The sequence below is a fragment of the Catenovulum adriaticum genome (assembly GCF_026725475.1).
Lineage (GTDB): Bacteria > Pseudomonadota > Gammaproteobacteria > Enterobacterales > Alteromonadaceae > Catenovulum > Catenovulum adriaticum.
Genome location: NZ_CP109965.1, coordinates 142,552 through 162,070, shown reverse-complemented (window position 1 = coordinate 162,070; position 19,519 = coordinate 142,552). Strand labels below are relative to the sequence as shown.

21 protein-coding genes are annotated in these 19,519 nt (G+C 37.5%); 6 read left to right on the top strand and 15 right to left on the bottom strand.

Going from position 1 to position 19,519, the window contains the following annotated elements:
* Nucleotides 1–134: 134 nt before the first annotated feature.
* Genes OLW01_RS00735 through djlA form a run of 3 tightly spaced genes read left to right on the top strand, consistent with a single transcriptional unit; the run spans nt 135 to nt 2,730 of the window.
* A complete protein-coding gene (locus OLW01_RS00735) occupies nt 135–1,184 on the top strand; it encodes an aminoglycoside phosphotransferase family protein (RefSeq protein ID WP_268074679.1) in 1,050 nt (349 codons plus the stop codon).
* A gap of 21 nt (nt 1,185–1,205) precedes the next feature.
* On the top strand, nt 1,206–1,886 hold the full coding sequence (murU, locus tag OLW01_RS00730) for an N-acetylmuramate alpha-1-phosphate uridylyltransferase MurU (RefSeq protein ID WP_268074678.1): 681 nt from the start codon (nt 1,206–1,208) through the stop codon (nt 1,884–1,886).
* 19 nt (nt 1,887–1,905) lie between these two features.
* Complete coding sequence (gene djlA, locus OLW01_RS00725) at nt 1,906–2,730, top strand: co-chaperone DjlA (RefSeq protein ID WP_268074677.1); 825 nt, start codon at nt 1,906–1,908, stop codon at nt 2,728–2,730.
* Nucleotides 2,731–2,840: 110 nt separating this feature from the next.
* Here djlA and OLW01_RS00720 read toward each other — a convergent pair whose 3' ends face one another.
* The 9 genes from OLW01_RS00720 to OLW01_RS00680 form a co-directional block, all read right to left on the bottom strand.
* On the bottom strand, nt 2,841–3,677 hold the full coding sequence (locus OLW01_RS00720; RefSeq protein WP_268074676.1) for an HDOD domain-containing protein: 837 nt from the start codon (nt 3,675–3,677) through the stop codon (nt 2,841–2,843).
* Between the two features lie 61 nt (nt 3,678–3,738).
* Nucleotides 3,739–4,440 carry an HAD-IA family hydrolase gene (locus OLW01_RS00715; protein ID WP_268074675.1) on the bottom strand — a complete coding sequence of 234 codons (702 nt, stop codon included), beginning with the start codon at nt 4,438–4,440 and terminating at the stop codon, nt 3,739–3,741.
* A gap of 143 nt (nt 4,441–4,583) precedes the next feature.
* Entirely contained in the window at nt 4,584–5,054 is a 471-nt protein-coding gene (locus OLW01_RS00710) for a Dps family protein (RefSeq protein ID WP_268074674.1), read from the bottom strand.
* A gap of 126 nt (nt 5,055–5,180) precedes the next feature.
* Nucleotides 5,181–5,537, bottom strand: a complete 357-nt coding sequence (locus OLW01_RS00705; protein ID WP_268074673.1) for a midas domain-containing protein — start codon at nt 5,535–5,537, stop codon at nt 5,181–5,183.
* Between the two features lie 43 nt (nt 5,538–5,580).
* The gene (locus OLW01_RS00700) at nt 5,581–5,757 is read right to left on the bottom strand and encodes a DUF1328 domain-containing protein (RefSeq protein WP_268074672.1); all 177 of its coding nucleotides are present in this window, start codon (nt 5,755–5,757) and stop codon (nt 5,581–5,583) included.
* A 537-nt stretch (nt 5,758–6,294) separates the two neighbouring features.
* Entirely contained in the window at nt 6,295–7,197 is a 903-nt protein-coding gene (locus tag OLW01_RS00695) for a tyrosine recombinase XerC (protein WP_268074671.1), read from the bottom strand.
* Complete coding sequence (locus OLW01_RS00690) at nt 7,194–7,898, bottom strand: DUF484 family protein (protein WP_268074670.1); 705 nt, start codon at nt 7,896–7,898, stop codon at nt 7,194–7,196. Before OLW01_RS00690 ends, OLW01_RS00695 begins: the two co-directional genes overlap by 4 nt.
* Entirely contained in the window at nt 7,895–8,725 is an 831-nt protein-coding gene (gene dapF / locus OLW01_RS00685; protein ID WP_268074669.1) for a diaminopimelate epimerase, read from the bottom strand. The genes OLW01_RS00690 and dapF overlap by 4 nt, the downstream gene beginning before the upstream one ends.
* Before the next feature lie 146 nt (nt 8,726–8,871).
* Nucleotides 8,872–9,999 carry a retropepsin-like aspartic protease family protein gene (locus tag OLW01_RS00680; protein WP_268074668.1) on the bottom strand — a complete coding sequence of 376 codons (1,128 nt, stop codon included), beginning with the start codon at nt 9,997–9,999 and terminating at the stop codon, nt 8,872–8,874.
* A 108-nt stretch (nt 10,000–10,107) separates the two neighbouring features.
* On the opposite strand from OLW01_RS00680, the gene cysE reads away from it, so the two are divergent.
* On the top strand, nt 10,108–10,932 hold the full coding sequence (cysE, locus tag OLW01_RS00675; protein ID WP_268074667.1) for a serine O-acetyltransferase: 825 nt from the start codon (nt 10,108–10,110) through the stop codon (nt 10,930–10,932).
* A 38-nt stretch (nt 10,933–10,970) separates the two neighbouring features.
* On the opposite strand, the gene OLW01_RS00670 is transcribed toward cysE, so the two are convergent.
* From OLW01_RS00670 to OLW01_RS00645, 6 genes are all read right to left on the bottom strand, one after another.
* A complete protein-coding gene (locus tag OLW01_RS00670; RefSeq protein WP_268074666.1) occupies nt 10,971–12,194 on the bottom strand; it encodes a sugar efflux transporter in 1,224 nt (407 codons plus the stop codon).
* A gap of 232 nt (nt 12,195–12,426) precedes the next feature.
* Nucleotides 12,427–12,687, bottom strand: a complete 261-nt coding sequence (locus OLW01_RS00665; protein ID WP_268074665.1) for a hypothetical protein — start codon at nt 12,685–12,687, stop codon at nt 12,427–12,429.
* 5 nt (nt 12,688–12,692) lie between these two features.
* Nucleotides 12,693–14,459, bottom strand: coding sequence for a protein-disulfide reductase DsbD (dsbD, locus tag OLW01_RS00660; protein ID WP_268074664.1), 1,767 nt, complete (start codon nt 14,457–14,459; stop codon nt 12,693–12,695).
* Nucleotides 14,460–14,686: 227 nt separating this feature from the next.
* Entirely contained in the window at nt 14,687–15,112 is a 426-nt protein-coding gene (locus OLW01_RS00655) for a hypothetical protein (RefSeq protein ID WP_268074663.1), read from the bottom strand.
* Nucleotides 15,109–16,962 carry a putative bifunctional diguanylate cyclase/phosphodiesterase gene (locus OLW01_RS00650; RefSeq protein ID WP_268074662.1) on the bottom strand — a complete coding sequence of 618 codons (1,854 nt, stop codon included), beginning with the start codon at nt 16,960–16,962 and terminating at the stop codon, nt 15,109–15,111. The genes OLW01_RS00655 and OLW01_RS00650 overlap by 4 nt, the downstream gene beginning before the upstream one ends.
* Before the next feature lie 3 nt (nt 16,963–16,965).
* On the bottom strand, nt 16,966–18,093 hold the full coding sequence (locus OLW01_RS00645) for an FIST signal transduction protein (protein WP_268074661.1): 1,128 nt from the start codon (nt 18,091–18,093) through the stop codon (nt 16,966–16,968).
* Nucleotides 18,094–18,228: 135 nt separating this feature from the next.
* Here OLW01_RS00645 and OLW01_RS00640 point away from each other — a divergent pair, with 135 nt between their 5' ends.
* Together OLW01_RS00640 and ubiK are read left to right on the top strand one after the other, a co-directional pair.
* Nucleotides 18,229–19,146 carry a DMT family transporter gene (locus tag OLW01_RS00640; RefSeq protein WP_268074660.1) on the top strand — a complete coding sequence of 306 codons (918 nt, stop codon included), beginning with the start codon at nt 18,229–18,231 and terminating at the stop codon, nt 19,144–19,146.
* Between the two features lie 79 nt (nt 19,147–19,225).
* A complete protein-coding gene (gene ubiK / locus OLW01_RS00635; protein ID WP_268074659.1) occupies nt 19,226–19,513 on the top strand; it encodes a ubiquinone biosynthesis accessory factor UbiK in 288 nt (95 codons plus the stop codon).
* Nucleotides 19,514–19,519 lie beyond the last annotated feature (6 nt).

Below are 19,519 nucleotides of genomic sequence, written 5' to 3'. Positions count from 1 at the left end.
AAAACGAGCTAAGCAATCTTACTATCGCTCGTACAAAACGTTATGATAAAACAAAATGACTCGCACGGCTATTTATACCAAGTTAAATAAAGGAAATAGCTCAAAATTTATATTAATTATTGATAAATTAATTTATGTCCCCAAAAAAAGCTCGAGAAATACAATTATTTAATTGGCTTGAACAGCAGATTGAGCCAATGCCGTCAGCATCACTTGAAATAAAATTAATTTCAGGCGATGCCAGTTTTAGGCGCTACTATAGAGTTAAGCATCAAAATCAGTCTTATATTGCGGTAGACGCACCACCAGAAACAGAAGACAACGCCTTATTTGTTCATTTATCAGAACAATTGAACCAAGCCGACATTCCTGTATCAAAAGTGCTCGCAGCTGATTTAAAACTTGGCTTTATGCTACAACAGGATAACGGCGATGTTCACTTAGCAGACATTATTAACCCCGATAATGCAAAACAAGCTTACACTCAGCTTTGGCCCGTGATTGCAAAGTTTCAGCATTGCCATCAAAATAGCCAGATAGAACTTCCCGCGTATGCACCTGAATTTGTAAAAACTGAGCTTGAGATATTTAGCACTTGGTTTATTCAGCAAGGCTTGAATTATTCGCTTTCATCGGCCGAACAAGAGTTACTGGCTCGCAGTTATCAAATATTAACTGACAATTTTAGTCAACAACCTCAGGTTGCAGTGCACAGAGATTTTCATTGTCGAAATATCATGCTCAATCAGGGATTGTTAGAGCAACCTATTTTAATTGATTTTCAAGGCGCACTTATTGGGCCTGCGAGCTATGATTTGGTCTCATTGCTAAAAGACTGCTATTTAGTTTGGTCGAATGCTTTAGTTGACCAACTCAGTGACAACTTTAGACAAGCGTATTATCCACATGTTGATGAAAATACATGGCAAACCTGGTTTGACTTAACTGGCTTACAACGACATATAAAATGCGCCGGAATTTTTGTAAGGTTGGCAATGCGAGATAATAAGCCTGCGTATCTAAATTATTTATCTAACGTGATCCAATATATAAAAAGTACAATTGTTAAATACCCTGAATTAGCTGAATTTGCCTACTGGTTTGAGCACAAGATATACCCCGTTTACCAGACAAAAGTGCAATCAAATTTGCTAGGCACAAACATATCTTCAGTTAAAGGCTGAGCATTAAGAGAAAAGAGCAATATGAAAGCAATGATTCTAGCCGCCGGCAAAGGCACACGTATGCGACCACTTACTCTCACTAAACCAAAGCCTTTACTGGAGATTAATGGGCAGAGTTTAATCGAATATCATATTAAAGCATTGGTTAAAGCCGGTATAACTGAGTTGGTCATTAACCATGCATATTTAGGTGAACAAATTCCTGCACACTTAGGTGATGGCAGCCGTTATCAATGTCATATTCAATATAGCGAAGAAGCTGTCGATCAGTTTGAAACCGCTGGCGGTATTATTAATGCGCTGCCTTTATTAGGCGAGCAACCTTTTTTAGTGGTCAATGCTGATATTTGGTGTGACTATCCTTTTTCACGATTAATCAAACATCCAATTGATCAACTTGCTCATTTGGTCTTAGTTAAAAATCCGCCGCAGCATCCAACCGGCGATTTTGCAATTGACCAAGGTATGGCACAATTAGCATCAGGCGATACTCAATTAAAAAAGTACACCTTTTCAGGCATAGCGATTTACCAGCCTGAATTTTTCCGCGGTGAGCATTCAATGCCCCTCGCGCTGGGTAAATTATTGCGAAATGAGATAAAAAACAAAAATGTAAGTGCTGAACTTTACAATGGCCAGTGGTCAGATATAGGAACGCCTGAGCGATTAGCTAATATAAAACAAAAGCTTGCACACATATAAATCAAATATAAGGTAAAAAATGAACACGACTAACTGGGGTAAAATTTTAGGTTTAATTTTTGGCTCTATGCTATTTCATGTGCCTGGTGCCATACTTGGTTTTATCATTGGTTACTTTTTTGATAAAGGTTATGCCCAAGCTTTATCTGACAGTGGTGGCTTTGCAAGCTTGATGCGACGTAAATCTAGCCTCAAAAACCGCGCTATCTTTTTTCATAGTTTATTTTCGTTAATGGGTCATATTGCTAAATCATCAGGACGTGTAACAGAAAATGATATAGCGCTAGCCTCTGCATTAATGGATAGAATGGGTTTAACAGGCGCGCTTAGAAAAGAAGCTCAAACTGCTTATCGTGCAGGTAAACAAGCAAATTTTCCGGTAGATGAAACCGTGTTGGAGTTTAAGCAATACTGCTACAGCCGCCGCGATTTTATGCTGATTTACCTAGAAATCCAAATTCAAGCCGCATTAGCTAATGGACACTTGCACCCCAAAGCGCGTGAAATATTATATTCGGTAGGTCAGAGTTTAGGCTTTAATAAAGCAACAATTGAAAGCATTATAAAACAAAACGAAGCTAGCACTCACTATCACCATAACAACCAACGCTCTGCTAAATCAGAGGGTATGAGTTTAGTTCATGCTTGCCAGATCTTAGGAATTTCAGAAACTGATGAACCGCGAGCTATAAAAAAAGCTTATAAAAAGCTAATGGCTCAACACCACCCTGATAAGTTATCAGCACAGGGGTTACCAGAGCAGGCGTTAAAATTGGCAAAAGAAAAAGCTCAAGATATTCAAGCTGCTTACGAAACCATTAAGCAGCATAAAGGTATAAAATAGGGATGAGATAACTAAAACTAAAAAACAACTAGAGCGGCTCCCGCTAGAGCGTATTTATTTACCTTTGTTTGGGCTAAAAAATAAGACAAAGGTTCACTGGCGCCGGAAACTTAATATAGCTTAAGCCGCATTGATAACAAAACCTTCTCAACTTCAATACTCGCTAGCTGAACCGCTGGCTCAAGATCTGCCGGCTTTATCTTTAATTGCTGACACAGGTTTAAGTTTTGCTCTGACTCTATGGGGTATTGTTCTGTGAACTGCAAACCCAGTGCTAACCTATGTGCCAAATATAATAATTTAGCATCCTGCCCCACCTGCATTTGCTTTGCTTGAGGGTAATTGGCAATTGGGATAATAATTTTTTCTGGAATTTTCCAAAGCGTTAATAACTCCGCAGTGACTTGTGCATAAGTAAAGCCTAAAACCGCTTGTTGAGCTTGAGTAGGTTCACAATTTAAGCTTTGTTGTGTGCATTTGTCTGCAGCAGTGGGATTAACTTTGGCAACAATTAATGCGCCAAAATTATGGAGTAATCCAACCACAAACATTCTTTCAATATCTTTTACGCCAGCGTGAAATGCCAGATTTTTGCTAATTAAGCCAGTTGATATACTTGAGATCCAAAATTGCTTTAAATCAATTGAAGGTGTCATAAAATGTTTAAATGCAGTTGTTGCTACATCAATCAGCATCATATTATAAATGGCTTGAGTACCAACCAAAGTTACTGCCTTTGAAATGGTGCTCACTTGGCTACGAAAATTGTAAATCGCACTATTCGCAATTTGCAATAACCGAGACGCCATTGACGGATCTAAGCTAATGACATTCGCAAAGTCTGCCGCACTCGAGCGTTCGTCTTCCATTAATTGTCGAACTTTAAAACACACATCAGGTAAAACAAATGACCCCTGCGCTTTTATTGCATAATCTTTTGCATTCATAATCGTCCTATTTTATGAGGTGTGATTGTGTAGTATAACTTTGGCTAATAGATATAGAATCTTATATTAAATTTAGCAGATCTTCGGTGTTAGTGTATTCAAATTCTGGCAATACAGCCCCAGGAAACGCCACCTTACTTGGATTAAACCAACCTGCAATCATATTTGAGTTAATTGCCCCTTGTACGTCTGTAATATGGCTATCTCCGACATGGACAATATTTTTAGCAGGAATATTAAGTTGCTTACTACCGAGTTCAAATATGGCTTTATCTGGCTTCATTAGCAATTCATTTTGCGGGCGAATAACCGCATCAAAAATACCGGATAAACCAATTAAATCAGGGTCAGCATTGCCATTAGTAATTGCAATTAATGGTACTTTTTGTTTCATTTTATATAAAAGTTCAATACAGCTTGGCGCAACCATAAAATTATTTCTATGCTGATGAAAATATTCATATGCCTGCAGCGCACTTGACGATGCTTTAGCTACATTAGCTGAAACCAAAAGATCCGTTAAAAAGTGTTTTCTTAACAATGACACATCATGTGCCAAACGCTGGTTTTTTTGCGTAAATAGAGACTTTTTATGCTGCCACGTTACCTCATCTAATTCAGAAAAAGCTGGAAATTTTTCAATGATATAATTTAATAGCTTATTTTCTGCGGCTTGAATGATCGGCATGTTGTCATACAAAGTATCATCCAAATCAAAACTAATGGCTAAAACTTGAGGAAAGCTTTTATAAATGGTTAGCATACTGACTCACTAATTAAAATTTAGTGCCAGCATAAAATAATTTTATTTAAAGGAAAACCACAAAACAAAAAAGGCGTAATAAATACGCCTTTTAGCCTGATGTTTTTTCATTTCCAAATTACTGTCGAATAAATTGAATGAAATTATTGGCGAGTTGCTCTTAACATCCAAGCCGTTTTTTCATGTATTCTCATTCTGTCTGAGACCAAGGCGCTTGATGATTCGTCACTTGCTTCATTTGCTAATGCTAAAACTTCGCGAGCTGTTCTTACGACTTGCTCATGACCTTGCGTTAAAATATCAACCATTTCATTTGCTGATGGCACACCGTCAACTTCTTTGACTGAGCTTAGTTTAGAAAACTCTTTATAAGTACCAGGCGCAACCACATCCAGAGTTCTAATTCGCTCTGCAATATCATCAACTGCTTCAGCTAACTCTGTGTAATGCTCTTCAAACATTAAATGTAGCTCTCTGAATAAAGGCCCAGTTACATTCCAATGGAAATTATGAGTCTGTAAATACAGAGTGTAAGAATCAGCTAATAAGCGCTTTAAACCATCTGCAATTTGAGTTCTATTTTCTGAGCTAATACCGATATCAATGTTTGTCATAATGACCCTTTTTTAATTATAAAAATTGTTAATAATGACTTTGGATAAACTTATAAGGTTGCTTAAACAACTTACAACCGAATAAATTTATCAAAAGTCGATTGACTAAAATTAATACAAACACTGTTAACAATCCGTATCTTCAGCATCCGCATTTTCTTTAGCGTCTTCACACCAGTCTTCCATTTGATTACCTGTATCTTCCATTGCTTCTTCGGTGTTTTCTCTAGCATCTTCCAATGCATCTTCGGTGTTTTCCCTAGCATCTTCCATGGCGTCTGCGGTGTCTTCTCTAGCATCTTCCATTGCGTCTTCTGTATCTTCTGCCATCTCTTCGCTAGCATCCTTGCTATCGTTCCAAGTATTTTCCACTTCGTCTTGATATTGCTTAAGCTCACTCTCATGATGCTCTGCATAAGCTAATGCTGACATGCTTAATATGGTAGCTAAGCCCACTGATTTTGCTAATATTGAAATTTTCATTTTGTCTCCTTAAAACCTTTTGTTAAAACATTTAATCCTTCGCTTATAATTTCGGTGGTCGACCTCTAACTGCATTTGCAATTAATGAAATAACCAACAATACGACAAAAACAAAAAATAAAATTTTTGCAATTCCGGCTGCAGCACCTGCCACCCCAGTAAAACCTAATACACCAGCAATTAGTGCAACAACTAAAAAAACTAGACTCCAACCTAACATAATATTCTCCTTCGCTTTTAATTTAACTCAAAACAAACTAGTTCGAGATTTAATTAATTTTACAGCTCTTTAATCGTCAGAATAGGTATTGCTAAGTTTGTGCCAACTTTAAAAAATAAACATTAAACTACTGATTTTAAATCAAAAATATAAAACTATTTTAATTCAATGGGAATATATAAGCTAAATTCTTAGGGTAAGAGTTTCATAACGAAATGTAATATTTACCGAGCGTTATTTTGACTACTAGCTCAACTAAACTAACCAGTGATAAAGATAGTTAGCCTCAACTCGGTTTAAGGAATATGTGTCAAACGCTCTTTTGTCACGGGGACTGTTTTAAATTCCCTTGCAATACGCCCCCGCGGATGGGGCAGGTAGAGCGTCGCTGGAACTAAAGCCGAGGCTAGCCATTGACACGTGAATTTATTTTGTCCACGCAAAAAATATTGCTAGAAACCATACAGCGCTACAAAGCTAAATAATTCAATTAGTTAGAATACATTTTAAGCCGAGTTGAGGTTAGCTAAAAACGATTTACTTACGCTTTGCTCTTGGGTGGGTTTGATCATAAATTTTGGCAAGGTGCTCAAAATCTAAATGAGTGTAAATTTGTGTTGTCGACAAGTTTTGGTGACCTAACATTTCTTGTACAGCTCTTAAATCTTGACTGCCTTCAAGCATGTGAGTTGCAAAAGAGTGGCGCATTTTATGAGGATTTAAATGAACGTCTAACCCTGTTTTTATTCCAGCTTGTTTTATTCTTTCTCTTATATATCTTGGGGTTAAACGGGTTCCTCTAGTGCTAATAAAAATAGCATCGTCCGTTTTAGTATTACAATATTTTAGTCGAGTTTGTAGCCAAGTCGTTAGCTTGTCGAGCGCAGTTTGGGTGACAGGAATAATACGAGGTTTACCCCCTTTACCTTTTTGAACTGTTACGGTTTTTTCATTCCATTGAATATCCTCTAGATCAATCGCTATCACTTCAGCTAACCTCAAACCCGAGCTATACATTAGCTCTAGCATAGTATTATCACGCAGATTTAAATCCACTTGATTATTAGACTGATCTAACAATTGATTGATTTGGTCAACATCCAAGTTTTTTGGTAAACGCTTGTCCAATTTAGGTGCATTAATAGCTTGTGCAGGATTAAACGCCAGTGCTTTTTTTTTAATTAAAAATTGACAAAAAGCACGTAAACTTGATAACCGTAAATTAATGCTACTGGCACTAAGTTTTGCCGCTTTTGCTTGAGTTAAAACTAAGCGAACAAATTGCACATCAAGCTCGGCTAGACTTAGGTTTGAACGCTTTTCAAAAATTGCAGTTAATTGTCGTTGGTAAGTTGTTAGCGTATTTTCAGATAACCGCTTTTCCCCTTGTAGATAGTCATAAAAAGCATCTAGATAATCAACTACCAACGAATGACTCATGCCAATTCTACCGCTTTTTCATCTGTTGAAAAATCAAGCAGTAAACGATTAATCAATTTAACCATGGGTGCTAAAAATAAAGTATCCATGTCACCTTGAAAGTGCTGTTCATCAATGCTGCCAAACGCCAAAATACCCATATCTTTTTGTCCGCCTAACCGAATCAGGGCCACAGATTTAATCGCTTGTTCTTCATTAAAAAATAAAGCTTGCTCTTGCTTTTTCAATCGACCAAAGTAGTAATCATCTTTCGCTAGGCGTGAGACTAATACATCTTGATATAAATTTCTGGGTTCAACCAATTTAGCGGTATGTTCATCACTACTTGCAATAAATAAAACTAACTTCATTCCATCAAGTTCAATTTGCTCAAGTAAGATGGCGCGCAACAAATATATCATTTGCTCGCTATCTGGACATTCTATTAACGACATATATAAATTCATAAAAGCTTTATAAATGTGCTCGTTATGCTTGGCCGTAGCAATTAGCTTTGCAATGTCTTTTTCTTGCATTGACGTTTTATTACGTAATATTTGTAATTGACGCTCAACCAAAGAAATAGTGCCGCCGTTATAATGCGCCAGTTCCATTTTACTTAAAAGCTCTGGGTGATTATTTAAAAAGTCAGGGTGTTCATTTAAATAAGCTAAAACATCGGCTTCTGTTATTGTGTTTGATTCAGGTTGTGCTTCACTCATAAATTTATTTGTCCATCAAAAACATGGGTCGCTGGACCTGTCATTTTCACCGGTGAACCCTCACCGTGCCAGCTAATATTTAATTTACCTCCAGGCAATTCAACATCAACTTGATTATTAAGCTTGCCTTGTAAAATACCAACCACAACCGCTGCACAAGCGCCAGTACCACAGGCTAATGTTTCACCAGAACCACGCTCAAACACTCGTAGTTTAATTGAATCCCGATTGATAATCTGCATAAAACCAATATTAGCTCGCTCAGGAAAACGCTCATGACTTTCAAGCAAAGGGCCTAGTGTTTCAACTTCGGCAGTATTAACATCCTCGACTTCTAAGACACAATGTGGGTTGCCCATAGAGACAGCGCCAGCCAGCAAATTACGTTCACCAGCTTGCAATAAATACGTTTTTTCGGGGTGGTTAGCTTTAAATGGGATTTTTTGTGGCTCTAATTGAGGCACTCCCATGTTAACCGAAACTTGATTGTCTTTTTCAATATATAAAACAATGTTACCGCTTTGCGTACTCACCGCTATTTTGTTTTTATTGGTTAAGCCTTTTAAGCGAACAAAACGGGCAAAGCAGCGCGCGCCATTACCACATTGTTGCACTTCGCTGCCATCAGCATTAAAAATACGATAATGAAAATCTATTTCAGGATCGTAAGGTGCTTCAACCACTAAAAGTTGGTCAAAGCCAATACCAAAGTTTCGGTTGGCTAATTTGGTGATTTGCTCAGGCGAAAAATAAATATTTTGGGTGATGTTATCCACCACCATAAAGTCATTACCTAAGCCATGCATTTTCGTAAAATTTAGCTGCATTAAGCTCTATCTTAATCTTTAACTTTCAATCTGTACAAAATACAAAGGAATGACAAAACAGTCGAGAGCTAATCGAAAATATATCCACTTTTTAGGTGATTTTTAAATAAAAAATTTAAAAATCAGGGTAAATCACCCTACGATGATCATTTTTTACTGAATTTTAGCCTTTTTTGCTGTTGCTCAATTACAAATGGAAATCGAGATAAAAAATTCATTCCTAGCAAACCATCACTACCGGCAAATGAATCAATGTCTAAAATCGCTAATTTAAAATCGTTTAGCTGCTTGTTACCAACCGAAAATGTCTCAACTTCAATCAATTCAGCTTGAGTTAATCCGCCCGCCGTTGATAAAGTTCTATAACCTAACGTTTGATAACCTAAATTAAGTTGCGCAAATTTATTGCGGCTTAAACTGGTAACTGAAGCGCCGGTGTCAATCATTAAGGCCACGCTGGCATTTTGATTAATTTTTGCCTGTACAATAAAATGCTCACCCGCCTTAGCTAACGGAACAGGTTCATCCGTAGAGCGCTCAATTTGAGCTATCAGTTGTTCCGCTTGTTCTTGATATTGAGGATCGGCCAATAAATAGATGAGTTGCTGCTGAGCCAGTTTAAATTCATTAAGTTGTATATAGCATTGGCTCAGTGCATAAATATACTCGGGTTGACTATCATCGTACCAAACTAACATTTGCAATGTTTCAAGAATCGTTTCACAGTTTTGCTGAGCCAAAACTGTTTCCATGGTTTGGTTTAACAATTGAACCAGTTTATTAAGCTGTGCTTGTCGGTATTGTCCTGCATCTAAACGATCAATAACTGAATAGATAATATCCGCCGCTAACCCTAATTGGTTTTGAGTTAAATACCAGTTGTATTCAAGTAAGCTAAGCGCGAGTAAATCAGGCGCAATTGCTTTCCATTCCGTTAATAATGCAAGGTAAACTGATGTTTGATTATCGCTAAGCCATATAGTTGCTTGATTAACCCAAGCTTGCTGCCAATTATTCGCTAATTCAGGGTTATCTTGTCTTAATTCACTCCAACGTTGTAACGCTATTTTAATTTGCTTGCTGGTAGATGAACTATTTAGTTCTGGCATCACCCATTTTTGCTCGGGCTGAGTACTAATAGAGCCCGTATTTAAGGGTATGTTTTTCGTGCTATTTTGTTGCCATGCGTTAAACAGCAGCCAATTTGCTAAACCGGATAAAACGCAAAGTGCCATAAGTACTATACTCAAGCGTCGCCAAAATTGATGAGTCATCTAGTTAAATTCCAAGTTATCGCCTTTATTAGCCCCGTTACACTTGATATATGCATCACTCATCCTTATTCTGACGCTATTGAAACTATAAATGCAAAATGAATATATATGTTGAGTAATGACATCTGGTCAAAAATAAAAACCGAAGCACAAACCATGCAAGCAAGCGAGCCTTTATTAAGTGATTATAGCCGTTTATGTATACTGCAACATAATAACTTAACACAAGCTTGTGGATTTGTATTTGCTCAAAAAATGGCTTCAGATGTTATGCCGGCTGAAAAATTAATGCAGCTTTTTGCCGAATTTTATCAGTCAAAACCAAATACCATTGAAACACTCGCATTTGATATTCAAGCGGTATTTGAACGAGACCCAGCTATTCATTCATTTTTAACAGTATTACTAAATTTAAAAGGCTTTCAAGCTATCCAAATTCACCGGCTGGCACACTACTTATGGTTGCAAGATAGAAAAGATCTTGCAACCTTCATTCAAAGTCGCAATAGCCAGGTAATGGCGGTCGATATTCATCCTGCATGCAAAATTGGCAAAGGGGTTATGTTTGATCATGCCACCGGCATTGTTGTCGGTGAAACAGCAGTAATTGAAGACAATGTTTCTATTTTACAATCTGTCACTTTGGGTGGCACAGGAAATGAAGGGGGCGATCGTCACCCTAAAGTGCGCCACGGTGTTATGATAGGCGCAGGCGCCAAAGTACTAGGTAATATAGAAATTGGCGCCAACGCTAAAATTGGTGCAGGCAGTGTTGTACTGAGTGATGTAACGCCTCATACAACAGTTGTAGGCGTTCCGGCGAAACAAGTGGGGGTTCCACGGTGTGACGTTCCGTGCCAATCTATGCAACAAAATGTATGGGATGATGCCAACGAAAGCGAAAATGAAAAAGCAGCCTTGCAGAAAGGCTAACGCTTAAACAAAACTAGCGACTGCCTAAATCAAAAGCCTCACGCAGAGGCTTTTGATTCGGTAATAGTAAAGCTCTGTTCGCACTCAGTTGATTCAACGGCTTTACGCTTTAAATAGCTAAACAATAATAAACACGTTAATGCCAGTGCTACAGCACAAAAAGAACCAATACTCGCGACTCTAAAACTATAAAACTGAGCAATTAAGCCTGTACTGCTGGTGCCTAACATCATGCCAATTTTAACTGCGTTTGAATAAAACGCAGAAGTAAAGCCAATTTTTAACGGTAGCTCTTCCTGTAAAATCGTTAGGCCGATGCCTGCAAAAACACCATAAAATAATGCATTTATAAATTGCAGTGCAATAAAGTGCCAAACCTGTTCAGCAAAATAAATTCCCGTGTAAAACAACATGGCACAGAAAAATGAAAAAATAATCATGTTAATTTTATTATGTTTTTGTGCCAACTTACCAGCCAACAACATAATAGGTATTTCTAAACAAGCAACCAACCCCATAAAAATACCCGGCATATGCTTGGCAAACCCAAGCTCTTTAATTGTGTATAAAGGCAATGCAGAAAAATACATAATATTTGCCGCAGAGCCTAACATAACAGCCGCGCCTAATATCCAAAATGAAAACGGAATAGCTTGTTTACTGTGCTCTGTCGTTTTTTGAGCATGGCTTGGCACTTCAGGAATAAACCTAAACGCAAATAGCAAAGCTACCAAAGCACAAAATGCAGCAACATACAGCGAACGACTAAATTCAGCACCAGAAGCCAATGCATAACCCAATGGCGGTCCGCCAATCCATGCAAATGAAATCGCAGCTCTTAAACCAGAGTTAAATTGAGTTACATTAATGTTAGGCTGACGCCCTGCCCACTGACGGCCCAGTGTCAATACTTGAGGAATGGCGGCATTGCCCATTGAAAATAGCAATACCCCTGCAATTAATACAGTCCAAAAAGACGTTGAATTGGCGAAAATAAGTAACGCAACACCCATTCCAGTGATCGCAATCATAAACATTTTACGTGCACTCACGCCTTTATCTGCAAGTGCGCCTAACCACTGGCTGAACACCAACCCTGCTAAAGTAACTGATACCGTATAAATGCCTATGTAAGCGGGCGGACTATTTAGTCCCTCGACAATAAATAAACTCATTAGGGGGTGTACAAATGAGCCAATTAACCCAGTTAGCATACTAAGGGTTAAAAATAAAAGGCCTTGCTGTTTTAATCCTGATAACAATCTGACTACCTGCAACAACAGCTTTTTGTTTAGTTGATAACAGGGTTAATCAAACTAATACAAAATAAGCTAAAAAATGGGTCGCATATTATACAGAAATAGAACTAAAATTACGAATTTTGAATGTAATTTAGTCAAGTTTCGTAATAATTTATCCTAAGGTTAAGCAATCTAAATAGGCTAGATAAACCAAACATTTTTCGCTGAAAATGGCTAATAAATTCAAAAGTGCTTATTTAAACAAAAACTCACAGCCGTTTATTGGTGGTGGCTCACATGCGGTTGCGCCTACTAATAGCGCCTTATCTTGCAAATCAGCCGTTATATATAGTATCAAATGACAATGTACGCCTTTTGATTCATAACGGCTGAGTGCCTGTAGTACTGCTGGTTCTTTGGCATTACACACCGCGCTTAACTGAGCTTTCACCTCATCCAACCGCGCGTCGGCTAACATAGCATCGCCTAAATCAAGCTTATACCAGCCTATCATTTAAATTAATTTAGCCACTGTTTAAACTGAGCTAAGTTAAATTCAGCTTGATAAACAAATGCAGTTTGTCTGGCTTGCTCACCGGCTTCAAAGATCAATAACGCAGGCGGGCCAAACAATTGATGCTGATTTAAGAAGGCTTGTTTTGCTTCTGTCATATCGGTTAAATCTAATTGCAAAAATTCGTAGTCTGGATAATCCGTCGCCGACACTTTAGCAAAAACTTCATGTTCGATAACTTGACAACTTGCGCACCAATCAGCGTATAAATCAACCACGACTTTTTTATCGCTAACATTAGCCATATGTTGCTCTAATTCAACGACTGAATCAATTCGCTTAACTAATTGAGGTTGTACTTGTTGCTGATTATTTGTTAATTGAAAAGGCATAAACGTTTGTAGATAAACATGGCCTAACCAACCTAACGAAGCAATAAATAAAATAATGGCGAGCGCTTTTTCATTTTTTCGCCAAGTTAAATTGGCTGTATTATCTGATAAACCTGTAAATAAGTTTAACTGAATCGCTGTCCAAACGCCCAAGGCCGCCCATAATGCAGCTCCCCAAATTGGGGCAAATAAGCGCTCAAGCATCCATACTGCCATTGCCAGCATCATGATCCCAAACAGTTGCTTAACCTTTGTCATCCAGCCACCCGCTTTAGGTACCAGCCCAGAAAAACCAGCGCCAACTGCAAGCAAAGGCAAGCCCATGCCTATACTCAATGCAAACAACGCCAATCCACCTAACAAACCATCACCCGTGGTTGATATGTATAAAAGCGCACTAGCAAGCGGCGCTGAAACACAAGGTGACAATGCAAGCGCTGAAACGCCGCCCATCACATAAGTTGCAAACAACCCTTTTTTGTTTTGTCCTTCGGTTGAGCCTTGCAATTTAGACTGCAAACTTGCAGGCAAGGCCAACTCATAATAACCAAACATAGCAAACGCCAGCGCAATAAATATGGCGGTAAAGACCAAAACCACAACAGGTGTCTGCAAATACAATTGCAAATTGAAGCTAGCACCAAAGTACCCCACTAAAACACCGCTTAACGTATAAAAACTGGCCATCCCCAAAACATAAGCAATTGATAAGATTAAACCTTTTTTCGCATTACTATGCTGCTGTCCTGTTACAATAGCAGATAAAATAGGCACCATAGGCAAAACACAAGGTGTTAACGATAAACCTATACCCAGCACAAAAAAGCCCAATATAATAAGCAGTTGGCTTTGGTTATTAAATAAGCTATTTATATTATTACTGGTATCATTTACCGGCTCTTGAACCATTGAAGCTGCAGGTTTATTTTGGGTTTTCGCTGCTATGGTTTGTTTTAATAACGGCACTTCAATTAACTGTGGAGGATAGCACAAACCTGCTTCAGCACAGCCTTGATAAGTAACCAGCAAGTGATCGGCGCTAATCTCACTGATATCAATAGTCACATCTAAATTTTTGTAAAAAACCATGACTTCGCCAAAATACTCATCATGTTTTTTCTTACCTGCCTGAACAAAATTAACGCTTAACTCTGATGATTCCGTTTTAGCTTTTGTTCTATGCTTATATAAATAATAATCGTCAGCTATTGTCCAACTAAGCGTTAATAAATCGCCTTGCTGATTAAAATCAAATTGAAAAGCTTGTTCTACTGGCAAAAAATCAGGCTCACTATTAAGTTGTGAGAAATCCAGCGCATTTGCAGCATAACTAACGACAAATAAAAAAACTGCAATACCGTACTTTTTAATCAAAGACACCAAAATAACTACCTTTATTAATAAGAGTGACAGGGGTTAAAAACGTGAAAATTAACTTTTTCTAATTTTTACTAAAAACAAAGACCCTACAAACTGATGATTTATTTCGCTTGAATGAAAAACATTTTTTTATTTAGAACAGATTAGAACAAAAATTTTAGACATTTCAATGCTCGCTTATTGACTCGCGTTTTATTAATAAGTTGCAACCAGAAAATAAAAATAAATTAACCGCCTAATAAAAATTGTTTCGCACGGCCAAACCAGCTTTCTGGCACTGCATTGTTTTGCATATCCATCACAAACAACCTAAGTGATACTGGCGCATTTGGCCCCCAAGGCCACCAAGCAGCCATGATGCAGTTTTGTTCTGACACACCTTTATGAGTAAATAATAGCTGACCACTTTCCATTTGAGAAAAAGTACCAGCCCCGCGTTTTATATTAGAAGGTGCCTGACGAATGGTTTTTTTATCCCATGAATGTTCAAACAGATCTGATAAATCGTTCTTCACTTGAACTAATTTAGGTTTAGGAATTTCAGCAATTAAGGCATCAAAGCGATTATCCATTTGCCAAATTAAGCTTTCTGGCAATTTAGCTTTAACGGCAGTAGATAGGTGATTTAACTGATTAAGCTGGCTTTCATTCATACTTGTTTTTCCTTTTGCAAAGCGGCACTTTTCAGTAACTGAGAAAAATCATCAAAAGAAACAGGACGGCTAAAATAGTAACCTTGAAATAACGTACACCCGACTGAAGTTAATTTATCGCAACATTCTTTATTTTCAACCCCTTCAGCTATTACATCAATCCCTAAACTTTTCCCTAAAGCTATCACCATTTGCGCAATGGCTAAGCTCTCATGATTATGACAAATATCCGTTACAAAAGCCCTATCGATTTTAACTAAATTGGCAGGGATTCGTTTAAGGTAGGTTAATGATGAATAGCCTGTCCCAAAGTCATCAATTGAACAATTAACACCTAAGGACTTGAATTGATGCATAATATCAACAATTTTAGAAAAGTTCTCAACCATTAAATTTTCTGTAATCTCAAGAGATAATAAATGACAAGGGACGTTATCGCGTTTAATTTTTTCCATTGTACGATTAAAAAAATCATCCTGAATTAACTGTTTAGGGCTAACGTTCACAGCTACGTTCCCAAATTCAACTGGTAAATCAAATTTTGCGAGTTGATGAATATCTTTACACGCCTGCTGAATAACCCAATCTCCAATTTCCAATATTAAGTTACTCTCTTCTGCAATTGGAATATATATCTCAGGGGAGACGAAACCACGCTTTGGATCATCCCACCGGAGCAAAGCCTCGGCTCCGGTAATTTTATTATCAGCATTAAATTGTGCCTGATAATAAAGCTGAAATTCATTATTTGCTAAAGCCTGCCTCATATCGCTTACAAACGCATCTTTTTCCGCCAAGCGGGCAGACATATATGGCTTATATTCTACGCCTGTTAATAACTTCTCCTGTTTTGCTTCATACATCGCAATGTCTGCAAATTTAACTAAGTCATCTGCATTATCAACCGCTGAAAACAAGCAATAACCAATGCTGGCAGAAATATTATAAACATTTTGTTCAATCACAAAGTCTGGCTTAAATAACCCTTGAATTTGCTGTACCAACTCTATCAATAATAATGGATGGGGCTCGTGTTCTTCTGGTAATTGATCTATTAAAATAACAAATTCATCGCCACCATACCGAGCAATATGAATATTGTTTTGCTTCAATTGCTGAAGCCTTTGTGCAACCATTAGTAACAAACGATCGCCCACTGTGTGACCTTTAGTATCATTTATTGATTTAAACTTATTTAAATCAATAAAAATTACTCCGCCTGACGCTCGATGCCCTACCGATTTAGCCAAGCTTTGTTCAATTAAGGCGTTTAAGTAATCTCGGTTATATAAATTGGTCAAGCCGTCGTGACACGCCTGGTAAGCAACTTTTTGCTCTGCTTTATGCCGGGCTTTCATTTCAATTAATAATTCATTATGCATAATTGCCGCATAGCAACTGGCTTCTAACTTTCCAATTAAAGGCACTACACTATCAATTATTTCAGCAGCAATCGGAGAATAGCTATGCCAAATTAAAAAACCATAATGCCCAATACTACATACATAATAATAAGCACCGTTCACTTCAATTTGACTGCAACCAAATATTTTTTTTGTCTTTTTTAGCTTTTCTTCAATTATTTTTAATGAATCTTGGTATTGCCATAATTCGCCTTGATGTCGCTTTGGTAAGCTTAAGTAATGGTTTAGCTGATAATCACCATTGGCTTGACTTGTTTTAGGGTAACCATTTTTATCTTGATATAAATAAACATGGCAACTGGCTAGATACGCACGATTAAGGCAAACTTTCAAAAAAGCTTTAAGCATTTTGGCAAGGTTTAGCTCTGAACCCATCGACATTGACAATTCATGCTGCAATGCAATTAAATATAAAGCTTGTTTCATTGGCTAAAAACACCCTAAGACTATTGATTTATTTAGCAGCTTTATTGCGCCATTTTGCGTATTGCTAATTTCCCCTAAAGACAGCACCCCAAAGGCGGATTCTTTAAATATTCCGCCTGATAAAATGGCATCCAATTCCTGATCAAAATCATTTTCCAAAAATAAAAAACGCCCAATACAATCAACAATAAATAAATTATTACACTCAGTTGTCGTCGCATAAAACTGTTCGCAGCTTTGTTTTAATGATTGGATTAACCCTGCTCGATCGCCCGTTAAAATATACACTGACGCATTATTGGGAATATTCCCTACACACTCAAGCGTGCCATTTTGAACTTTAATCGGTTCTCTTACCAAAATTTCATCATTGGCGCCTTTAATGCCGAGTGGGAAGTTTTTAGCTATCGTAAAAAAATCTTGCCCTTCAAAGCGCATATCGCTCAAAGATTCAATGCTAGTTTGATATTGCTCTGCCGCATTTTGATAGTTTAAAGAAGTGATTTGATGGGCTGTCGCTTCCGTAACTAAATAAGGTCCGTCTAATATTTGCCAACCGTGAGTCACATTAATAAACAGCTTAGCTGGAAGTGCCGCCAATTGAACCACATCTTGCAACATACCTTTATTGGTAAACACACATGGCCGAGAAACAAAATCAAGTGAGCCTGCACCGCCGCCAATCACTTTTACATCCCCCAAGCAATAAAACAAAGCATCAATAAAATATTCAGAGTTTGGAGAAAACGCATCATGAAAAAGAAAATAACTGGGCGCATTCACATTCAATTTCTGTTCAATTTCAGCTTCATAAACTGCCTCTGCATCCTCCGCTGAGAGTCGGCTAATGTGTTCAAACGTATCAACCTGTATCGGCTCAACAAAACCGACTAAAACATATCCAGTCGTTAATACATTTTCTTCCGATAATAACGCTGGAAAGACACCACCAAAAATAGTGATATTTAAACGGGTTAGTAATAAGTCACATTCAGTAACGGATATATGATTATCTGCACAAGCTAAAATTAATAAACTTTGTACTTTTGCTTCAACGGCTAGTTCAATGCCTTGATTTAGTGATGATATTGCGGGATTTTGGGTAAACCATTTAAACCCAATATTAAGCATAACTGTCTCTGTTATTTTAATTTAACTAAGTTTAATACATAATACAGAAATTGCTCGCCACAAAAAAAGCAATAAAGATCATAAATCAATTAAGACAACCCCAATAATCTAACAACTTTCCAGCGACCCAATAAAATGAAAATGCCCAAACCTATCTACTCAGGATTTACTCTGGCGTTTATTGCTGTATCACTCTTTTCAAGCAAATCTATTTTTATTAAATGGGCGTATCAATATGGTGTCGACACCACCACTTTATTAACACTTAGAATGTTAATTGCGCTGCCTTTTTATGCTGGCATCTTAATTTTTATGCTAAAAAAACCAGCTTCACCGATAACCAATTTAACACCAAATAGCTTAATGAGTATGATCGCTTTAGGCATTTTAGGCTACTATGCGGCAAGCTGGCTTGATCTTAAAGCCCTTAATTTTATTAGTGCACATTATGAAAGATTAGTGCTATATACCTACCCTGCATTTGTTCTAATTATTAATTTATTATGGCAGAAAAAGCGTATTAAGCGTTCAGAGATGATCGCTTTAACCATTGCTTATAGTGGTTTACTGTTAATTTTTGTTCATGATTTAAATGTATACGGCGAAACTATTTTGATGGGCACTTTGCTAGTACTCGCCAGTAGCTTCTGTTTTTCTTTTTATGTGGTCGGTAGCCAAAAATACAGTACTCGTTACGGCAGCAAATTTTTTACTTGCGTGGCTATGTTAGCCGCTAGTCTCGCTATTTTTATTCATTTTTTAATAAACAACCAACTCTCTGATTTAGTTCAACCTTGGCAAGTTATAGGGCTGGCATTTGCCATTGCTATGCTGGCTACTGTCATTCCGTCATTTTTAATGAATGCCGCGATTGAGCAAATAGGCGCTAACAATGCTGCAATTTCTGGTAGTTTAGGTCCTGTCTTGACTACCGGGTTTGCGATTTTATTATTAGATGAAGAATTTACTTGGCTGCATGCATTTGGTATGTTTTTAGTTATCTTTGGGATTTATTTTTTAATCCACAAAAGTGCGATAAAATCCAAAACCTAAGCATTTTTAAACAAATTCGATTGTATCAATGCTACAATCCTTTTTATAAATTGACGACTTCAATAAGCAGACAAAGACTATGATTAACGCTAAAAAACTTGAAGAGATTGCAAAACAAATTTCAGACTCAATGCCTCCGGGCGTTAAACAATTTGCCGACGATATGGAAGGCAAAACCAAGCAAATATTGCAAAGTAAACTGGCACAACTTGATTTAGTCACCCGAGAAGAGTTTGATGTTCAGACGCGAGTTTTAATGCGTACACGTGAAAAACTTGCTGATTTAGAGCAAATAGTCGCTCGGCTTGAAGCCCAGCAAGACTCCTCGGAAGATAAACAACTAGATTCACCACCAAATCAAGACTAATCCCAT